Annotated in this window: 20 protein-coding genes; 13 read left to right on the top strand and 7 right to left on the bottom strand. The window is 55.4% G+C overall.

Annotation, left to right across the window (positions count from 1 at the left end; all coding sequences use genetic code 11):
* Positions 1-300 precede the first annotated feature (300 nt).
* From PMI23_RS07205 to PMI23_RS07195, 3 genes are all read left to right on the top strand, one after another.
* Positions 301-1,422 carry a beta-ketoacyl-ACP synthase III gene (locus tag PMI23_RS07205; protein ID WP_007914423.1) on the top strand — a complete coding sequence of 374 codons (1,122 nt, stop codon included), beginning with the start codon at positions 301-303 and terminating at the stop codon, positions 1,420-1,422.
* A gap of 137 nt (positions 1,423-1,559) precedes the next feature.
* Positions 1,560-2,171, top strand: coding sequence for an RNA polymerase sigma factor (locus PMI23_RS07200; protein ID WP_007914424.1), 612 nt, complete (start codon positions 1,560-1,562; stop codon positions 2,169-2,171).
* Complete coding sequence (locus PMI23_RS07195; protein ID WP_007914426.1) at positions 2,165-2,404, top strand: anti-sigma factor family protein; 240 nt, start codon at positions 2,165-2,167, stop codon at positions 2,402-2,404. The genes PMI23_RS07200 and PMI23_RS07195 overlap by 7 nt, the downstream gene beginning before the upstream one ends.
* A 195-nt stretch (positions 2,405-2,599) precedes the next feature.
* Here PMI23_RS07195 and PMI23_RS07190 read toward each other — a convergent pair whose 3' ends face one another.
* Positions 2,600-3,922 carry a putative porin gene (locus PMI23_RS07190; RefSeq protein ID WP_007914428.1) on the bottom strand — a complete coding sequence of 441 codons (1,323 nt, stop codon included), beginning with the start codon at positions 3,920-3,922 and terminating at the stop codon, positions 2,600-2,602.
* A gap of 283 nt (positions 3,923-4,205) precedes the next feature.
* Between PMI23_RS07190 and PMI23_RS07185 the strand changes: the two genes are divergently transcribed.
* Complete coding sequence (locus PMI23_RS07185) at positions 4,206-5,330, top strand: GNAT family N-acetyltransferase (protein WP_007914430.1); 1,125 nt, start codon at positions 4,206-4,208, stop codon at positions 5,328-5,330.
* Positions 5,331-5,384: 54 nt separating this feature from the next.
* Here the strand turns inward: PMI23_RS07185 and aqpZ are convergent, their stop codons facing one another.
* From aqpZ to PMI23_RS07160, 5 genes are all read right to left on the bottom strand, one after another.
* Positions 5,385-6,080, bottom strand: coding sequence for an aquaporin Z (aqpZ, locus tag PMI23_RS07180; RefSeq protein WP_007914436.1), 696 nt, complete (start codon positions 6,078-6,080; stop codon positions 5,385-5,387).
* Positions 6,081-6,274: 194 nt separating this feature from the next.
* Positions 6,275-8,107, bottom strand: coding sequence for an ABC transporter ATP-binding protein (locus PMI23_RS07175; protein ID WP_007914438.1), 1,833 nt, complete (start codon positions 8,105-8,107; stop codon positions 6,275-6,277).
* Positions 8,108-8,195: 88 nt separating this feature from the next.
* On the bottom strand, positions 8,196-8,753 hold the full coding sequence (locus tag PMI23_RS07170) for a peptidylprolyl isomerase A (RefSeq protein ID WP_007914440.1): 558 nt from the start codon (positions 8,751-8,753) through the stop codon (positions 8,196-8,198).
* Between the two features lie 3 nt (positions 8,754-8,756).
* A complete protein-coding gene (locus PMI23_RS07165) occupies positions 8,757-9,560 on the bottom strand; it encodes an alpha/beta fold hydrolase (RefSeq protein ID WP_007914442.1) in 804 nt (267 codons plus the stop codon).
* A gap of 14 nt (positions 9,561-9,574) precedes the next feature.
* On the bottom strand, positions 9,575-10,498 hold the full coding sequence (locus PMI23_RS07160) for a LysR family transcriptional regulator (protein WP_007914443.1): 924 nt from the start codon (positions 10,496-10,498) through the stop codon (positions 9,575-9,577).
* Between the two features lie 49 nt (positions 10,499-10,547).
* Here PMI23_RS07160 and PMI23_RS07155 point away from each other — a divergent pair, with 49 nt between their 5' ends.
* The 3 genes from PMI23_RS07155 (at position 10,548) to PMI23_RS07145 (ending at position 12,829) form a co-directional block, all read left to right on the top strand.
* The gene (locus PMI23_RS07155) at positions 10,548-10,862 is read left to right on the top strand and encodes a hypothetical protein (protein WP_007914444.1); all 315 of its coding nucleotides are present in this window, start codon (positions 10,548-10,550) and stop codon (positions 10,860-10,862) included.
* 229 nt (positions 10,863-11,091) lie between these two features.
* A complete protein-coding gene (locus tag PMI23_RS07150) occupies positions 11,092-11,691 on the top strand; it encodes an FMN-dependent NADH-azoreductase (protein ID WP_007914445.1) in 600 nt (199 codons plus the stop codon).
* A 271-nt stretch (positions 11,692-11,962) separates the two neighbouring features.
* Complete coding sequence (locus PMI23_RS07145; protein ID WP_007914446.1) at positions 11,963-12,829, top strand: carboxylate/amino acid/amine transporter; 867 nt, start codon at positions 11,963-11,965, stop codon at positions 12,827-12,829.
* 20 nt (positions 12,830-12,849) lie between these two features.
* Here the strand turns inward: PMI23_RS07145 and PMI23_RS07140 are convergent, their stop codons facing one another.
* A complete protein-coding gene (locus PMI23_RS07140; protein WP_007914447.1) occupies positions 12,850-14,148 on the bottom strand; it encodes a mechanosensitive ion channel family protein in 1,299 nt (432 codons plus the stop codon).
* 524 nt (positions 14,149-14,672) lie between these two features.
* Here PMI23_RS07140 and speD point away from each other — a divergent pair.
* The 6 genes from speD (at position 14,673) to PMI23_RS07110 (ending at position 20,077) form a co-directional block, all read left to right on the top strand.
* On the top strand, positions 14,673-15,035 hold the full coding sequence (speD, locus tag PMI23_RS07135) for an adenosylmethionine decarboxylase (RefSeq protein WP_007914448.1): 363 nt from the start codon (positions 14,673-14,675) through the stop codon (positions 15,033-15,035).
* A 61-nt stretch (positions 15,036-15,096) separates the two neighbouring features.
* A complete protein-coding gene (locus PMI23_RS07130) occupies positions 15,097-15,969 on the top strand; it encodes a spermidine synthase (protein ID WP_007914449.1) in 873 nt (290 codons plus the stop codon).
* A 2-nt stretch (positions 15,970-15,971) separates the two neighbouring features.
* A complete protein-coding gene (locus PMI23_RS07125; RefSeq protein WP_007914450.1) occupies positions 15,972-17,078 on the top strand; it encodes an amidinotransferase in 1,107 nt (368 codons plus the stop codon).
* Between the two features lie 17 nt (positions 17,079-17,095).
* The gene (locus PMI23_RS07120) at positions 17,096-18,010 is read left to right on the top strand and encodes a fatty acid desaturase family protein (RefSeq protein ID WP_007914454.1); all 915 of its coding nucleotides are present in this window, start codon (positions 17,096-17,098) and stop codon (positions 18,008-18,010) included.
* Positions 18,007-19,173, top strand: a complete 1,167-nt coding sequence (locus tag PMI23_RS07115) for a diaminopimelate decarboxylase (RefSeq protein WP_007914456.1) — start codon at positions 18,007-18,009, stop codon at positions 19,171-19,173. The genes PMI23_RS07120 and PMI23_RS07115 overlap by 4 nt, the downstream gene beginning before the upstream one ends.
* Positions 19,166-20,077, top strand: coding sequence for a hypothetical protein (locus PMI23_RS07110; RefSeq protein WP_007914458.1), 912 nt, complete (start codon positions 19,166-19,168; stop codon positions 20,075-20,077). Before PMI23_RS07115 ends, PMI23_RS07110 begins: the two co-directional genes overlap by 8 nt.
* Positions 20,078-20,080: the final 3 nt, after the last annotated feature.

Below are 20,080 nucleotides of genomic sequence, written 5' to 3'. Positions count from 1 at the left end.
CTGCGTGGGAATGCCTCTGGGGACGCTCCGCGTCCAGTGACGCGGAGCGTCACGGGCTGCATTCCCACGCAGGAGCGTGGGAACGATCATCCGTGTTGATCTTGAGAAAGGCGCCAAAAGTCCGCGTTTATGGCAAACTTCGCGACCATAAACGCCGGTTTCGCGACCCAGAGCCTTCGGCCGTGGTGCGAGATGGAATAAAGCGATGCCAGGTTTGCGTCCCCCGGATGGGAATAGACCCTTTGTGTGTTGGTACGACGGTTCCAGCACTTTCTGCCTGAACAGATTAGAGAAACGACCATGCATAACGTCGTCATCAGCGGCACCGGCCTGTACACCCCGGCCAACAGCATCTCCAACGAAGAGCTGGTGCAGTCTTTCAACGCCTACGTCGCCCAGTTCAACGCCGACAACGCCGAGGCCATTGCCAGCGGCGAAGTCCAGGCCCTGACCGAATCCAGCGCCGCGTTCATCGAAAAGGCTTCTGGCATCAAGAGCCGCTTTGTCATGGACAAGGACGGCATCCTTGATCCACAACGCATGGCCCCACGCCTGCCGGAGCGTTCCAACGACGAATGGTCGGTGCTTTGCCAGATGGCCATTGGCGCTGCCGAACAGGCCCTGCAACGCGCCGGCAAAACTGCCGCTGACATCGACGGTGTGATCGTTGCCTGTTCCAACCTGCAACGCGCTTACCCGGCCATCGCCATCGAAGTCCAGGAAGCCTTGGGCATTCAAGGCTTTGGTTTTGACATGAACGTGGCCTGCTCCTCGGCGACCTTCGGCATTCAGGCAGCGGCCAACAGCGTGCAACTGGGCCAGGCCCGGGCGATCCTGATGGTCAACCCGGAAGTCTGCACCGGTCACCTGAACTTCCGCGACCGCGACAGCCACTTCATCTTCGGCGACGCCGCGACTGCGGTGATCATCGAGCGTGCTGACACTGCGACGTCCAAGCACCAGTTCGACGTGGTCAGCACCAAACTGCTGACCAAGTTCTCCAACAACATCCGCAACAACTTCGGCTTCCTCAACCGCGCGGCGGAAGAGGGTATCGGTACCCGCGACAAGCTGTTCGTGCAGGAAGGCCGCAAGGTGTTCAAGGATGTCTGCCCGATGGTTGCCGAGCTGATCGGCGAGCATCTGCAAGAGAACCAGCTCAATGTCGGTGACGTGAAACGTTTCTGGCTGCACCAGGCCAACCTGAGCATGAACCACCTGATCGTGCGCAAACTGCTCGGCCGCGAGGCCACCGAAGAAGAAGCGCCGGTGATTCTCGATACTTATGCCAATACCAGCTCCGCCGGTTCGGTGATTGCCTTCCACAAATATCAGGACGATCTGGCTGCCGGTTCGCTGGCTGTCTTGAGTTCGTTCGGTGCGGGCTATTCGATCGGCAGCGTGATTCTGCGCAAGCGTTGAAAAGAGGTTTAATTTCCTCTTAATCGCGCCGACCTTTCCTACATCCGAATGGGCTCAAACGCTGTAATTTTTCGGAAATGGCGGCAGGTGAAGACCTGCCGCTATCATTTTCGGAATCGGCACAAGGAAATTTCTGGATGGCGGCTGACGACACCCAACTGCTTGCGCGCCTGCTGGCGGGCGAGCAACAGGCTTTCAAGGAACTGGTGACGACGTATCAGAGCGCCATGCGCGCTGTGGCGTATGCGATTGTCGGCCAGCGTCACGTCGAAGAAGTGGTGCAGGACGCCTGGTTGTCGGTGGTGCGTCACATTGCCAGCTTCGAAGGCCGCTCCAGTCTCAAGACCTGGCTGTTGACCATCACGGCCAACTCGGCCAAAAGTCGTTATAAGCAAAATCGCCGGGAAGTGTTGATGGATGATTTGCCATCGCCTCATGGCACGATCGACGACGACCGCTTTTCTCCCGGTGACGGCCATTGGCTGGTCGCCCCATTCGCCTGGCACCAGGACACCCCCGAAGCGCTGCTCACTGAAGGCGAATTGCGCGACTGTCTCGAGCACACACTGCTGAGCCTGTCGGAACTGCAAAGCAGCGTTTTGCTGTTGCGCGAGCGCCAGGGGCTGGAGCTGGAGGAGATCTGTAATCTTCTGGAGATCTCGCTCTCCAATGTCCGTGTGCTGCTGCATCGTGCGCGGCTGAAAGTCTTCGCGACCGTGGAGCATTTTGAGGAGACCGGAGAATGCTGACCTGTAAGGAACAAGTGGCGCGCTCCAGTGATTATCTCGATGGCCAATTGAGCTTTCGCGAAAAGCTGATGGTGCGTCATCATCTGATGTTTTGCCCGAACTGTCGGCGTTTCATTCGTCAGATGCGTTTGATGCAAGCGACCTTGAAGGCGCTGCCGGAGAAACCGGAAGAAGGCGTCGAAGAACTGGCCGAACGTCTGGCCGAGCAACGACGAAAAGATAATCCCCTGTAGGCGCTGTCGAGTGAAACGAGGCTGCGATCTTTTGATCTTTTTTAAGATCAAGATCAAACGATCGTCCGATCGCGGCCCGAGCCTTCGGCAGCTCCTACAGGGGATTTTTGCATCCTGCAGAAATAGCCCGGCGCGAGCGAAACGAACGGATGATGGGGATCGTCCCGCCCGCACCGGGCTAAAGGGTGAAGCGTTTTAGAACTTGGCTTCCGCATCCAGCTGCAGGGTGTTGGCGTCAGCGTCACGCTGGGTACGGCTGGCGAAGTCGGCCTTGGTCAGGAAGTACGTCGCGCCAATGGCGAAGTTCTTGTCGATGTCGTAACCGACCTTGAACTTGTGGCCACGCGAACCGGTGGTGCCGTTGGCGAAGTCAGAGTCGGTGAAGGCGCCGACCACAGCGTTGCGCTGCACGTCACGATAGTTGTAATCGAGGTTCAGGCCGAAGACTTTCGACTTGGCACCCAACAGCCACGCGGTGTCCTGATCGGTTACGGCATCGTTGTTCTTCACGTACTGACCGTAGAACGACAGCGGCATCGGCAGACCGCCGATATCAACCTGGCTGAACCCTTCATACAGACGGAATTCGTTGTTGGCCGAGTTGCCGTTGACCGCCAGGGCGCACGGTGTGGAAGTGCCGGTGCAGCGGCTGTCTTCGTCGTTCTGGTAGGCGTAGACGCTGCCGCCCAGGGTCACTTTCAGGTTGTCGGTGATGTTGAAGCGGCTACCCAGTTGGCCAGCGGTCAGGCGCAGGTCGTGACGGAATTGCACGCCATCGCCGTCGACGTTGTCCTTGAGGTTGTAGTTACCCAGGCTGCCGAACAATTCGGCGCTGCTGCCCAACGGGTATTTGTAGGTAACGGCCAGACCTTCCGGGTTGATGTCGCTGTCCCAGATCACGTCGCCCATGCTGACCCACGGCTGGAGCATCTTGCCGCCGATGATGTGCAGGTTCTTGATCTGGTCAGGGTGGTAGTCGATGTAACCCAGGTCGAGCCAGATCTGCTTCTTGTCGAAGTAGTTGTCCTGGTCCTGGTTGGTCGAACGCGCATCATCGCCGCCGCCGGTGGCGATACGGATGCCGGTGTCGACTTGCGGGTTGATCTCGGTGTAGGCACCCAGACGGGCACGGATGCGCTGACGATCCTTGTCGCGGCCACCGTTGTTCGGTTCGCCGTCGATCTTGATGGTTTCCTGACGGATCCGCACATCGCCCTTGAACTGGGTCTTTGCGGCCCAAGCGAGTTTCTGGTCGAAGACGCTTTGCTCGTTGGTCTTCTTCGCAACAGCAGCGACTTGTTCGTTGGTCTCTTGCTGCGCCTGCTGCGCGATTTGCTGAGCCTTCTGATCCTTGGCCAGTTCAGTTTGCAGTTCGATGTACTGCGCCTGGGAAATGGAACCGTTAGCCTTGAGCATGTCGAGCAGTTTGGCGTCGACTGCAGCACTGGCCGGAACACTCATGGCCAGCAACAAGCCACCGCACAGGGCCGCCGCAGTTTTCGTGGAAGCAAGACGCATAGCAATCTCCGAAGATGAGAGGGGATGGCACAGCCATCCGGGGCACAACCGACGATTCGAACGTCGGAAAACAGTGTCCGGGTAGAACCCGGCGCTCTAAAAACAGGCGCCAGTATCGCGATGGTTTATGACAGAGCAGTGGCACAGTGATGGCAGGTTGATGACGATATCGATTCGCCCTGAACTATTGATCTAGAGCGCTGTCGGCCGATTGCGGGTGTGCAATGCCGCGCAATCGGCGATACTCGCCGGGCGCTGAAGTCCTGTTGTGGAGAGCTTTTTGATGCCGTTGCAACGCCTGCAAAACCTGTCGCAAATCGCTCCCGCAAGCTGGGATGCGCTGGTGCCTGAAACCCAGCCATTTCTGCGCCATGCCTTTCTCAGCGCGCTGGAAGACAGCGGCAGCGTTGGCCCCCACACCGGCTGGCAACCTGAGCATTTGCTGCACATCGAAGATGATCGTCTGATCGCCGCGTTACCCAGTTATCGCAAGTGGCATTCCTATGGCGAGTACGTGTTCGATCATGGCTGGGCCGACGCCTGCGCCCGCGCCGGCATCGATTACTACCCCAAACTGTTGAGCGCCGTACCATTCAGTCCGGTCAGCGGCCCGCGCTTGTTGGCGGCCAATGTCGAAGACGGTTTTGAACTGCTCAAGAGCCTGCCCGGCTATCTGGAAATTGAAGGGCTTTCCAGCGCGCACATCAATTTCACCGACCCGTTTACCGACGCGGCGATGGCCGAACAACCGGACTGGCTGCAACGCATCGGCTGTCAGTATCACTGGCAGAATCGTGGGTATCGTGACTTCCAGGATTTCCTCGACGTGCTCAGTTCGCGCAAGCGCAAGCAGATGCGCAAGGAACGCGAGCAGGTGGCGGGGCAGGGCTTTGAGTTCGAATGGCTGGAGGGGCGCGAGCTGGACGAGGCACAGTGGGATTTTGTCTACGCCTGTTACGCCAATACCTATGCGGTACGGCGTCAGACGCCCTACCTGACGCGGGAGTTCTTCAGTCTGCTGGCCGAGCGCATGCCCGAGGCAATCCGCGTGGTCTTGGCCAAACAGGGCTCACGGCCGGTGGCAATGGCCTTCAGTCTGGTCGGTGGCGACAGTTTCTACGGTCGCTATTGGGGTTGTCTGGCGGAGTTTGATCGACTGCACTTCGAGACCTGTTTTTATCAGGGCATGGATTACGCGATTGCACAGGGTTATCAGCGTTTCGATGCTGGCGCTCAGGGCGAGCACAAGTTGATTCGCGGGTTCGAACCGGTGATCACCCATTCATGGCATTATCTGCGGCATCCGGGGTTGAAGGCAGCGGTAAAAGATTTCCTGCAACAGGAACGCGCCGGCATCCTCGCCTACGCCGAAGAAGCCAAAACAGCCTTACCCTACCGTCAGACATAAATCCCCTGTAGGAGCTGCCTTCGGCAGCTCCTACAAAGGGATCTTAGGCACCCCTCAGGTTTCTTCTTTGCCCAACCAGCGATAAATCCCGCCACCGACCACCGCGCCAATCAACGGCGCGACCCAGAACATCCACAGTTGCGCGATCGCCCAGCCCCCGACCATCAGTGCCGGCCCCGTGCTGCGGGCCGGGTTTACCGAAGTGTTGGTGACCGGAATCGAGATCAGGTGGATCAGCGTCAGGCCCAGGCCGATGGCGATCGGTGCCAGTCCTGGTGGTACGCGTCTATCGGTGGCGCCGAGGATGATGATCACAAACATCGCGGTCATCACCAACTCAGTGACAAACCCGGCGGCCATCGAATACTTGCCCGGCGAGTGTTCGCCATAACCGTTGGACGCCAGGCCGGCGGCGATATCGAAGCCCTCTTTGCCGCTGGCGATGTGCGCAATCAGCGCTGCCGCGAGAATTGCGCCGAGCACTTGGGCAATGATGTAAGCGGGCAGCTCTTTGGCCGGAAACCGACCGCCGACGAACAGACCGACCGAAACGGCCGGGTTGAGGTGACATCCGCTGATGTGGCCGATGGCGAACGCCATGGTCAGCACCGTCAGACCAAACGCCAGGGCCACCCCCAGCACCCCGATTCCCAACGGTGAAGACGCGGCGATCACCGCGCTGCCGCAACCACCCAATACCAACCAGAACGTACCCAACAACTCAGTGACTGAACGTTTGAACAGAGACATGAGAGGCGTCCTTGATAGCCCTGCTATCGAGACTGCATCGAGTTGTGCGTCCTTGCAGACTTACGACAGGCTCCGTTCCGGAACCTTGGCTGAGTACAGCAGGCTTTTTGCCGATTTCCAGCGGCCACAAAAAAACCGCCAGCGCCCGTGGTTGGCGGGCTGTGGCGGTGATCGTTCCCACGCTCTTGGAGGGGTCAGTCGATGCCGACAAACCCCCCGGTCTGATGCGCCCATAGCCGTGCATACAGACCACGGTGGGCGAGCAATTCAGCATGGGTGCCGCTCTCGGCAATCTTGCCGTTCTCCAGCACCACCAGCCGATCCATGCGCGCAATGGTCGAGAGACGGTGGGCAATGGCGATTACGGTTTTGCCCTGCATCAGGGTTTCCAGACTTTCCTGAATCGCCGCTTCAACCTCCGAGTCCAGCGCCGAGGTCGCTTCGTCCATGATCAGGATCGGCGCATCCTTGAGCAGTACCCGCGCAATGGCGATGCGCTGGCGCTGGCCACCGGACAATTTCACCCCGCGCTCACCGACATGCGCGTCAAACCCGGTACGACCTTCAGCGTCCGACAACAGCGGAATGAACTCATCGGCGCGCGCCTTGTGCACCGCATCCCACAACTCTGCATCCGTGGCGTCAGGCTTGCCATATAACAAGTTGTCCCTGATCGAACGGTGCAGCAGCGAGGTGTCCTGCGTGATCATGCCGATCCGCGCGCGCAGGCTTTCCTGGCCGACTTCGGCGATGTTCTGACCGTCGATCATGATCCGCCCGCCCTCGACGTCGTAGAGGCGCAGCAACAGGTTGACCAGCGTTGATTTGCCGGCACCGGACGGCCCGATCAAACCGATTTTTTCGCCCGGTTTGATGTTCAGGTTGAGGTCGCCAATGATCCCGCGCTTCTTGCCGTAGTGAAAATCCACGTGCTCGAAACGCACTTCGCCACGGGCCACGTCCAGCGGTTTGGCCTGTTCGTGATCGGTGACGCTGACCGGTTGCGAGATGGTGCGCAAACCGTCCTGGACCATGCCGATGTTTTCGAAAATGCCGGTGACCACCCACATGATCCAGCCGGACATGTTGACGATGCGGATGACCAGGCCGGTGGCCAAGGCAATCGCACCGACAGTGATCAACGACTGCGTCCACAACCACAGGGCCAACGCGGTGGTGCCGACGATCAGCAGGCCGTTCATGGCAGTGATCGCCACGTCCATGCTGGTGACGACGCGGCCGGCCATTCGCGCTTTGACGGTCTGTTCTTCGATGGCTTCCTTGGCGTAGTGCTGTTCGAAGTTGGTGTGGGCGAACAGCTTCAGCGTGGCGATGTTGGTGTAGCCGTCGACGATGCGGCCCATCAGTTTCGAGCGCGCATCGGAGGCTTCCACCGAGCGATCTTTCACGCGCGGAACGAAGTAATACAACGCGCCGATGTAGGCGACGATCCACGTCAGCAGCGGGATCATCAGGCGCCAGTCGGCCTCGGCGAACAACACCAGCGAACTGATTGCGTAGATCACTACGTGCCACAGCGCATCCACCGCTTGCACCGCCGAATCACGCAGCGAGTTGCCGGTCTGCATGATGCGTTGGGCGATGCGCCCGGCGAAGTCGTTCTGGAAGAAGTTCAGGCTTTGCTTGAGCACGTAGCTGTGGTTCTGCCAGCGGATCATGCTGGTCATGCCGGGGCTCAAGGTTTGATGCACCAGCAGGTCGTGCAGGCCGAAGAAAATCGGCCGCAGGACGAGGGCAACCACCAGCATCCACGTCAGTTCGAGGGCGTGGTCGCTGAAGAAATTCGGGTTCGGTGTACCTTGGGCCAGGTCGATGATACGGCTCAGGTAACTGAACAGTGCCACTTCGATCAACGCGGCGAACAGGCCGACGACGAGGAGGGCGGCAAAACTTGGCCAGACTTGTTTGAGGTAATAGGTATAGAAGGGCCAGACGCGATCTGGAGGGGACGCCGTCGGCGCCTCGCGGAATATGTCGATCAGTTGTTCGAAACGGCGATAGAGCATCAGATAACCGCCCGGAGTACGGGCTCTCCTTTTATCGGTGTGAGCGGCGCGGGATCAGGCCAGCGCCGCTCGATACGCCCTGTACAGCTTAGTCGATGACTTTGGCCGACTTGATGAAAACAGGGTCGGCAGGTACATCTTTCATGCCGCTTTTGGTGGTGGTTGGCGAGTTGACGATGATGTCGACAACGTCCATGCCTTTGACCACTTTGCCGAATACTGCGTAGCCGTCGCCTTGGTCGAGGAAGTCGTTGTCCTTGACGTTGATGAAGAACTGGCTGGTCGCCGAGTCAGGTACAGAGGTGCGGGCCATGGACAGTGTGCCACGGACATTATGCAGGCCGTTTTTGGATTCGTTCTTGATAGGGGCCTTGGTTTCTTTTTGCTGCATTTGTTGAGTGAAGCCGCCGCCCTGGACCATAAAGCCCGGGATCACACGGTGGAAAATGGTGTTGTTGTAGAAGCCGCTGTTGACGTAATCGAGAAAGTTTTTGGTACTGATCGGCGCCTTGACCGGGTCCAGTTCGATTTCGATCTGGCCGTTGGTGGTGTCCAGCAGCACGTGCGGTGCTTTGGCCGGCGTGGCAGCCATCAGGTTGGCGGCAAACAGCACAGTACCAGCGGCGAGGGCGAGTTTTTTCAACATGGGTCAGTGATCCTGAGATTGAGTATCGGCTGCGGCGAGGAACTCCAGCAGCGTTTGGTTGAAGCGTTCGGGTTGATCCAGCGGGGTGGCGTGGCGCGAATCGGCGATCACCACCAGCCGCGCATTCGGCAGCAGTTTTACATAGGTTTCTTTCAGCGAGACAGGCGTGTAGTCACGGTCGGCGCTGATGACGAGCGTTGGACAGGACACTCGGGAAAGTCGTTCCTGAACGCCCCAGCCAACAATCGCATCGAAGCTGGCGAGATAAGCACGTTTGTCGTTTTTTGCCCAGCGTTCGGCCATTTTCTGCCGCAGATCGGCTTGTTCCGGTTTCGGAAAAAGTTTGCCGCCAAGGGCTTTGCCGATGCTGGAGAGGCTCAGCAGTCGCATCAGACTCCAGCGTTTGAACCATTGCCAATAATCGTCGCGGCTGCGGATTTTGACTTCGGGTGCGCTGTTGACGATGGTCAGGCTTTTCAGCATTTGCGGCTGATCGACGCCGAACTGGAAGCCGATCATGCCGCCCATCGACAGCCCGACGTAGTGCACCGGGCCGAGGTTCAAGTGCTCGATCAGCGCCAGCATATCGGCACTGAAACCGGCGATGCTGTAGCGCTCGCGCGGTTTGTCCGAGCGCCCGTGGCCGCGAATATCCGGGACGATCACCCGGTAATGCGCGGCCAGTGCCGGGATCTGCATTTCCCAGTCCAGTGTGCTCGAACCGAGCCCATGAACCAGCAGCAACGGCGTACCGTGGCCATATTCCTCGTAGTGCAGGTTGCAACCTTCTTGCTCGAAATACGCCATCGGTGAACTCCGTGTCAGGCTTGTTCAGGGGCGGCGAACGGTGCGTCCAGCGGCAAAGTGTCGAAGGTACGCAGCAGTTCGATAAGGATTTGCGTGGCCGGGCCCAAGGGTTTGTCCTTGTTCGAATACAGATAGAAGCTGGAGTTGCGGTTGCCGCCCCTGTCCAACGGTAGCAGCTTGAGCGAGCCATCTTTCAGTTCGCGCTCGATCATGTGCCGTGGCAGCCAGGCAAAACCGAGGCCGCTGCTGACAAACGTGGCCGCCGTGGCAAGGCTGCCAACGGTCCAGCGCTGTTCGGCGCCGAGCCAGCCGACATCACGCGGCTGCTGGCGGCCGGAGTCGCGAATCACCACTTGCATCTGGGTCTCCAGATCCTGAAAGCTCAGTTCGCGATTGAGTCGATGCAGCGGGTGATCGGGATGGGCGACGGCGACGAACTCGACGTCGCTCAATTCCGCACCGAGGTAACCGGGAATGCTCAGGCCAGTGATGGCCAGGTCGGCTACACCTTCGAGCAGCACTTCCTCGACACCCGACAATACTTCTTCACGCAGACGTACGCGGCAGCCGCGACTCTGCGGCATGAACGCGGTCAGTGCGCGAACGATGCGTGCGCTCGGGTAGGCCGCATCGACCACCAGCCGCACCTCGGCTTCCCAACCTTGCTCCATATGGTGGGCAAGGTCTTCCAGTTGGCTGGCCTGTTTCACCAATTGTCGCGAACGACGCAGCAACACGCCGCCGGCCTCGGTGAGCACGGCTTTACGCCCATCGATGCGCAGCAACGGCACGCCGAGCTGGTCCTGCATACGGGCGACGGTGTAACTCACCGACGATTGCGAACGGTGCAAGGCCTCGGCAGCCTGGGCGAATCCGCCGTGGTCGACCACGGCCTGCAATGTTCGCCATTGATCCAGGGTCACGCGGGGCGCTTTCATCAATAGCTCCTCTTGTCCTAAGCTGGCCGTCCCTCATGGAGACTGCCGAATGAAAAAATTCTGTTGTGTGCTGCTGGCGTTGCTTCCGCTGACTGCTTTTGCGTACCCGATCGATGTGCAGAAAGATCTCAATGGCATGAAGATCGATTACGAAACCTTCGACACCGATAACGACATCGGCTCGATTCGGGTGGCCAACTACGGTGATGTCGATGCATCCTGCAAAGCGGTGTTCAGCAATGGTCCGGAAGCACCGCGCACCCGCACAATCGAGGTACCGGCCGGCAAACATAAAAACGCCACGGCCAAGTTCACCCGCGAGATCATCAAGCTGCGCATCACACTGACCTGCAGCCCGAAATAACACCGATCCCTGTAGGAGTGAGCCTGCTCGCGATAGCGGTGTTTCAGTTAGCACAGATGTAGCTGACACACCGCTATCGCGAGCAGGCTCACTCCTACAGGAGCATGGTTCAGCATCTAAACGAATTATTCGATACTTTGCAGCAATTATTTGCGCTTTTTCATCGATTCGACTCTGTTTAACCTTCACTCCATCGACCTACAACATTCTCGGATGGAGGCTACACACCATGTCCCGCGTTCTGATCATTGAAAGCAGCGCCCGCCAACAAGATTCGGTTTCCCGTCAACTGACCCAGACTTTCATCAGTCAGTGGAAGGCGGCGCATCCTAACGATCAGATCACCGTACGTGACCTCGCCGCGAACCCGGTGCCACACCTGGACAGCAACCTGCTGGGCGGCTGGATGAAGCCGGCCGAGCAGCGCAACGACAGCGAACAAGCTTCGCTGGACCGCTCCAACGAATTGACCGATGAATTGCTCGCCGCCGACGTGCTGGTCATGGCCGCGCCGATGTACAACTTCGCCATCCCGAGCACCCTCAAGGCCTGGCTCGACCACGTGCTGCGTGCCGGCGTGACCTTCAAGTACACCGAAACCGGCCCGCAAGGCTTGCTCAGCGGCAAACGTGCGTACGTGCTCACCGCTCGCGGCGGCATCTACGCCGGCGGCCCGGCGGATCATCAGGAACCGTACCTGCGTCAGGTCATGGGTTTCATCGGCATCAACGACGTGACATTCATTCACGCCGAAGGCATGAATCTCGGTGGCGACTTCCAGGAGAAAGGCCTGAATCAGGCCAACGCCAAGCTGTCCCAGGTCGCTTGATAGGTTAATCGCCAGATAATCCCCGATTGTTTAAGTGACCTGGCGCAACCCCTTCAAGGCTCTACGCGCATCGAACCTCCCTTTGCACTTGTTGCTCCTGAGTGCTGTAGCCCGATTGAACGCATTAGCGAGATCGGGCTTTTTTTTGCCCGTAACTCACCGATCCCCTGTAGGAGCTGCCGCAGGCTGCGGCAGCTCCTACAGGGGGATTTTTGTTGGTTGCGGGGTGGAAAAACCGCTATCGTCGCCGCCATTCGATTTCGAGGCGAGCATGGGCTATCTACTTTTTGTCACGCTGATCCAGGCGTTTTCCTTCAGTCTGATCGGCGAATACCTGGCCGGTCATGTCGACAGCTATTTCGCGGTGCTGGTGCGTGTGGTGCTGGCCGGGCTGGTGTTCATTCCACTGACCCGCTGGCGTTCGGTGGAACCTTCATTCATGCGCGGCATGCTGCTGATCGGCGCCTTGCAGTTCGGCGTGACCTACGTCTGCTTGTACCTGAGCTTCCGGGTGCTGACGGTGCCCGAAGTGTTGCTGTTCACCATCCTCACGCCGCTGCACGTGACGCTGATCGAAGATGCGCTGAACCGCCGCTTCAACCCATGGGCGCTGATCGCCGCGCTGGTGGCGGTGAGTGGGGCGGCGGTGATTCGCTTCGACAGCATCAGTCCGGACTTCTTCATGGGCTTCCTGCTCCTGCAACTGGCCAACTTCACCTACGCCGCCGGGCAGGTGATGTATAAGCATCTGGTGGCCAAGCACCCGAGCGATCTACCGCACTATCGGCGCTTCGGCTTCTTCTACCTCGGTGCACTGGCGGTGGTGTTGCCCGCATTCCTGATGTTCGGCAAAGCGAATTTCCTGCCGGAAGCACCGTTGCAGTGGGGCGTGTTGCTGTTCCTCGGCCTGGTCTCGACCGCGCTGGGCATGTATTGGTGGAACAAGGGCGCGTGCATGGTCAACGGCGGCACGCTGGCGGTGATGAACAATTTGCATGTACCGGTGGGGTTGCTGCTGAATCTGCTGATCTGGAATCAGCATGAGGAACTTGGAAGATTGTTCCTCGGTGGCAGCGTCATCCTTGCCGCCGTATGGATCAGCCGACTGGGCATCCGCAAATCCCCAGCCACTGCATAACCCCTGTAGGAGTGGTGGGGTTACATGAGGTGTTTCTGCGGTTCAGGAATGCTGGCTGCGCCGAGCACCGCCGGCAGCAATCCAGAGCGCAAATCCCCACCACTCGGCTGCTGATACAGACTCAGCCCGAACTCCGGCAATACCGCCAGCAGATAATCAAAAATATCCCCCTGAATCCGCTCGTAATCGGCCCACGCCGTGGTGCGGGTGAAGCAGTAGATCTCCAGCGGAATGCCCTGCGCAGTGGTCTGCATCTGCCGCACCATGCAGGTCATGTTTGGCTGAATCTCCGGATGACTCTTCAGATACGCCAGCGCATAGGCGCGGAAAGTGCCGATATTGGTCATGCGTCGACGGTTGGCCGACATCGCCGCGACATTGCCCTGGGCCTCGTTCCACGCTTTTAATTCGGCTTTCTTGCGGCTCATGTAATCGGTGAGCAGATGCACCTGGGAGAGCTTTTCCTCCTCGTCATCACGGATGAAACGTACGCCGCTGGCGTCGATGAACAGGCTGCGCTTGATCCGTCGCCCACCCGATTGCTGCATGCCGCGCCAGTTCTTGAATGACTCGGACATCAGCCGCCAAGTCGGGATCGAGACGATGGTCTTGTCGAAATTCTGCACCTTGACCGTGTGCAGGGTGATGTCGACCACATCGCCGTCAGCGCCGACCTGTGGCATCTCGATCCAGTCGCCGACACGCAGCATGTCGTTGCTGGTCAACTGCACGCTGGCAACGAACGACAGCAGCGTGTCCTTGTAGACCAACAGAATCACCGCCGACATTGCACCCAGACCAGACAGTAGCAACAGCGGTGAGCGGTCGATCAGTGTGGCGACGATGATGATCGCGCCGAACACATACAAGACCATCTTCGCCAGTTGCACGTAGCCTTTGATCGAGCGCGTCCGGGCGTGTTCGGTACGTGCATAGATGTCGAGCGACGCATTGAGCAGGGCGCTGACCGAGAGCAGCAGGAAAAGAATGGTGAACGACAACGCCACATTGCCAAGAAAGATCATGGCGGTTTTGCTTAATTCCGGCACCAGATGCAGGCCGAACTGGATGACCAACGACGGCGTCATCTGCGCCAGGCGCTGAAACACCTTGTTATGGCGAAAGTCATTGATCCAGTGCAGCGCCGGCTGGCGGCCGAGCATGCGGCTGGCGTGCAGGATCAGGTAGCGCGCAACTCGTCCGAGCACTAGCGCGATGACCAACAGCAACATCAGCGCCAGGCCGGATTGCAGAAACGGATGCTGTTCCAGGGTGCCCCAGAGGTCTTGGGCTGTAAGCCAGAGCTGTTTGAAATCCATGGGAGAACGATTCTTCTGTGAGACGCGATGAGTAATTAGAGCATTTAAAACGCGCGGTATTGCCGTTGATGATAAATCAGGCAACAAAAAATGCGCCTGCATTGGTGTGTGGGGGGCTCGGCATAGCACTGTCCGGGCGCGCCGTACAAGGTGTGAATGATCGCTGTTCGCATAGATGAATTTGTGAATTTACGTCTTTTTTTAGATTGATTAATGACGTCAGAAAGTTGTCGGTTGGCGCGAAACCTGTAAAGCGCCTGGGAACTCGAAGCGTATCTATCCAGAACGTTAATTTTGGCAAGTCACAATAAATAAGTTTTGCACTGATAGAGGTCAGCAAAATGGACGTCGCACCATCCTGACTAATCGTTAGTTATGGGTTTTTAGCGCTTATTAGTAGTTTTAAGTTGATGATTTTGAAGTGCTTTAAATAATGTAACATTCAGTTACACTTCTACGGATTTACTTATCGTTCAACGCAAATGTAGTCTGCAAAAACTTTCTACCTTGCAGACGGAACTTGCATGGAAAACAACTCTGGAGCTTTCTTCGGAAAGCACACTCTTGGCGAGCTTTATAATGTCGCTCCGAAAAAACTAAACGACCTAAGTTTTCTGACTGAGCTCTTGTGCGCTGCGGCGACTAAAGCGGGCGCAACAGTCTGTGGAACTGTGTCCAAACAGTTTGATCCGCAAGGCGTTACAGTTCTGGTTTTACTGGAAGAGTCTCATGCTTCCTTTCATACCTACCCGGAACTCGGCGCGCTATTTCTCGATATTTTCACTTGTGGGACGCAGTGCGATCCGGATAAGGCTTTTGAGTTTATCTGTGCTGCACTCGATTGTGATGAGCATCAAATAAAGACTGTGAGGCGTGGCTGTCAGTAAGTAAAGCTCAATGTAAGTCATCAATGGATGAGGATGTTACAGCATGAGGAGGGTAGTGAGGATGAGCGAAGTTTCTGAACCTATGTTGTTGCAAGAGCCTATATCGGATGGGGTCAGCAGAACGTGGCAGATATACAGAACGCATTTCCAGGGGCGCACGAGATTTCAGGATATCCTTATTGCGGATACCGCCCACGGTAGAACCCTGTTCTGTAATAACGAGCGGCAAAGCTCCGAGTTAAGCCAATTGGCTTATCATGAAGGGCAAGTAATGCCAGCGCTTCTCAGTATGCCAAATTTACCGCAGTCGGCGTTGGTTATTGGCTCGTCCGAGGGGGTGGCGGTAAAAATTCTTCAGGAAGCAGGGGTGAGTCAAATCACTCATGTAGATATCGACGAAGAGTGCATGCGAGCCTGCGGTGAACACCTTCCGTATGGGTACACCGAAGAAGAAATAAAAAGGTATGTCAGTGCCAATGATGACAGCGCCATAAAAATAATTATTGGTGATGGCAAGGAGTACATAACGAACTTGCTCGGCAAGGGAAAAACCTACGACCTCATCGTGATGGATATACCCGATGAAGGGCCGGAAACAGAAGGGCTTTATAATGAGTCTTTTTGGGCCGATGTAAAATCCTTGCTGAGTCCGGATGGCGCATTCATTACCCAGGCAGGTAACTCTTGCTTATGGCGATGCAAGACCCTGAAAGAGTCTTACGAGCGGATGCAGAAGGTGTTTCACCACGTCACCTACTTCGAAGTTGATGAACAGGATTGGGTCTGGCTGGTTGGCCATGCGGGGAAAGTAGAACTGTCTACTGAACAAATGCAGCGAAAACTCAGTAGCAGCAAATACGATCCACAGTACATCGACGCGGTATCGCTATCGAGATCGGTGATCGCCCCCAAAGTAATGCGCATGGATTATTGAAAATGGAATTTCAAAGTATTCAAAAGAGTGAATTGATCGAACAGGAAGTCACTCAATCACCTGTGAGTGTTTACACCGAGTGGGACCCGCTGGAAGAGGTCATCGTAGGTATTATTGATGACTTCAGGATTCCAGAGTGGGACACGAACCTGAAGGCAGTGATACCGCAAAGAACCCAGCAGTTTTTTATTGATAACTCTGGCAAGCGCTTTGACAAAGAACACGTGACGCGCGCTCGAAAAGAGGTTGATGGGTTGGCATCACTGCTCGAAGGATTGGGTATTACGGTCAAAAGGCCTAACGAACACGATCATTTCAGACCCATTGTCACGCCATTCTTCTCTACGAATGGAGGGTATTACAGCGCCATGCCTAGAGATGGCATGTTTGCGTTGGGCAACAAGATTATCGAAACACCCATGGCCTGGCGCAGTCGCTACTTTGAGACTTTTCCATTCAGGGATATTCTGAACGATTACTTTAAACGCGGTGCGCACATTACATCCGCGCCGAAGCCAATGCTCAGGGATACGATGTGGAAACAGGGGCACTCCTTTCCCGAGGAGTACTTTGATCAAGTGATCGAAGAGCATGAGCCTCTCTTTGACGCTGCCGATTTTCTTCGGATTGGGGCAGACATCGTCGGGCAACGCAGCCATGTCACTAACATGTTGGGGGTGCAGTGGCTGCAAAGAGAGCTTGGAGAAAACTATAAAATACATATTTATGAGTTTGATGACGCCTCACCCATGCACATCGACACCACAATCATGCCGCTGTCTCCCGGTCGAGTGCTGGTCAATAAGGCATGGGTAAGCAAACTGCCGGAGTTTTTCAAGGATTGGGAAATTTTGGTCCCGCCTCCCAGTACGATTCCAGACTCGCACCCGCTATATATGACCAGCAAATGGATTCACACCAACGTGCTCTCGCTGGATGACCGCACCGTTATTGTCGAACGGCAGGAAGCCGATTTTATTGCCGCCTTCAGACGTTGGGGATACGAGGTGATTCCTTGTGACTTCCGAAACTTTCAGTCATTCGGTGGCTCGTTCCATTGTGCAACACTGGATGTGAGAAGGTCAGGCAAATATCAACGGTACACTTGAATAGCGAAGGATCGCTTATGAATACTCAATGGGAAATGCTAGAACAGGGAATTGCTCAGTTCAAAGGAGGTAAAGTCTCCAGGCTGATGGCATGCGGTATTGCAATTATGCATATCTCCGCCGGTATCGTGGCTGCGGCGTTAAGTTATTTTGTCTTTACCTATAGCCTGATGCTGGGCATGGTCTTGTATTTCCCGTTGATATTCTTCATTGGTACTCGATGGCGGGCAATAAATAACATGTCGCACGAGTGTTTTCATTTGTATTTCACTCGGGAAAGAAAATGGAACGAACGGATTGGAGTCATTCTCGGGATTATCGAGTTTGGCTCTTACTATGACTTCAGAGAGGAGCATGCCAGCCATCACAGATATTTGGGAGACTACCAAGCGGACGGGGATTTCCGTGGCTTTGAAAAGTTTGGGTTCTCTCAGGCGGTTACGCCCGTCGCGGTATGGAAGCAATTGTTGTTTGCCATGTCGTTGCGACACTTGCGTGAATATATATTTGTGAAGATCTATGTGAAGCGAGATCCATTGTGGGCGAAAATTGTCCGGGGCAGCTATATCGTACTTCTCATTATCTTCGCAACCTTTTCCCCGCTGGTATTTTTTGCCTATTTCCTTGTGCCATTTGCCACTGCATACCAAGTTATAAAATACCTGACAGATTATCTTGATCATGGTGGCCTCCTTGATAATGTGGATGCTCTCTATAAATCCAGGAATTGCTATATCAAGAACCCGGTTATGCGATCTATAGCATTTCCACGACATGACTGTTTTCACCTGGTACATCACTTGTTTCCTGCTATTCCGAATAAAAGAATGCAGGAAGCTCATAACTGGTTGGCAGAAATGTGGCCAGAGTATGGACAGATGGAACATGGTTTTTATCATAAACTTGTCAAGCTGGGCGGGCATGCGACATGAAAGATGTCTTGATGGCCATGAACACTGAAGTTAAGACGCCTTATTATTTATGTGATTCGTCATTGCTCGAGCGCAATGTATCCATTATGAACATGATTGAGCAACGTGCAGGATGTACGGTGCTGTTTTCGATGAAGTCGTTCAATGCTGTCGGTATCCTCAATGAGTTTTTTGATGGGCGTGTTTCTGGTTACTCAACAGGTTCGTCTTTCGAATTCAGAAGTGTCACTGAAGGCGGGTTGAGAAAACCAGCGGTGCTGAGTATTTATAAGCCCGCATTTACCCAGGCGGAAATTCTGGAATATTCCGCGAAAGCTGATTTTCTGGTTTTTAATTCTGCAGAGCAACTCAAGCTTTTCCAGAGCTTGCAAGGGAGTCACGACATAAAGCTACATGCCAGAATCGGCGTGCGGGTTAATCCGGAAATATCCGTCGTGGAAAAGGATTTATATAATCCTTGCAGACCCAACTCTCACTTGGGAATCAAGCTTACCGAACTCGATGCTTTGGACACTGCCTACAGCGGGATCCTAATCCATAATATGTGCCAGTCAAGAGATGCACAGGAGTTCTGTACTAATCTGGACCTCATCGAGCAAAAACTCGACGTGGTCATACGAGGCGGGAATTTGACGTGGATAAACTTTGGTGGAGGAAGTTTATTCACCTCGCCGGGTTACGATCTGGATCGGATCATTTACCGACTAAAGACGTTTCGCGATAAGTATAATCTGGACATTTACTTGGAACCGAGCGAAGCATGGGTGCTGGACGCCGGGTACCTGGTAGCAGGGGTGCTGGATATTAACGGAAGGGAAAATAAAAACGCGATATTGGATATTTCCGTACCTGCGCACATTCCAGATGTGCTCGAGATCCCATATAGCCCGCGCGTCATCAATGGAAAAGTGGCTGCAGTGAGTCAGTTTTCATACACGTTATGTGGCTTGTCCTGCATGTCGGGTGATGTAGTGGGTACCTATGAGTTTGATGCCGAGCTCCATGTCGGCTCCAAAGTCGTGTTTGAAGACATGCTCCCTTATTCTATGGTTAAAAGCAGTTTTTTCAATGGTGTAGCCAAGCCGGATATTTACCTGTGGTCTTCGGATAACAAGATAAAAAATATCAAGGCTTATGCATTTGAGGATTACGTTAATGCATAGACTACCGTCGATAGTAGAGAATTATGAACTTTGTCATTCCAGCGAGAGCGTGATTGTCGATGGCGATTATGCAGCGTTGTCTGAACGCGACGGTGCACTGGGTCATCAGTCGGCATTGCTGGTCTGGAAAGAAGGGTTCTTGAACGAAGGGTTGAAGCGTCACTTCGCGCGCGCCGATTGGCCTATTGAGCTAGTCAAAGCGTTCGCACCTTCTGAATGGCGTTGGGTGATGAAGTATCCGGAGGAGGGCGATCTGGTCGCAGAATCAATGTCGATTCTGGAAAAAGCGGCAGGACTTAACGGCCGACCTGACGGGAATATTCATCTTACGCTGGAGTTGAGGAGCTACGATGTCCGCGACTCAGAGGTGGGAGGTCTGAGTTGGTGGCAAAGTCGTGCGCATTCTGTTCGCGGTAAAACTGAACTTGGCGACCTGTTCGTCAACAGGCTCCTTGACGTTTTGGCGGAGGTAGAACGTTCTGGAGCAAGCTTCTTCGTTGAGCAACTGTCGATCATCATCTCTAAAGACGAAATGGCGTCACAAGGAACACTAACGCCATTCCTCCATTCGGATATGTATTACGGTGTTCGCGAAACAGCCATTACTTCACTTCTCGAGACTGGCTGGGAAGGGCATGGCGGGGCGTTGTTCATGCCTGACGTGAAAATGGCTCATTTTGGCGAAGACGATGAATCGATAGGCCTGCAGGAAACGTTTGAACTTGCCTTTGAACACGCTCTGTGGAAGACATATTCGGGCGATATCCTGATCTACGATGGACAGATCAAGGACGGTGAGGCTTGCGGTAGCAGAGGCATTCCGCATATCTCCCCGGATCAACCTGGACGCTCATCCAGGCTGTGTGTACTGATGCATCATAAATCTTGCACGGTAGAGGATTAGTAA

The sequence above is a fragment of the Pseudomonas sp. GM24 genome, assembly GCF_000282235.1.
Lineage (GTDB): Bacteria > Pseudomonadota > Gammaproteobacteria > Pseudomonadales > Pseudomonadaceae > Aquipseudomonas.
This window is presented reverse-complemented; position numbering and strand designations above follow the sequence as displayed.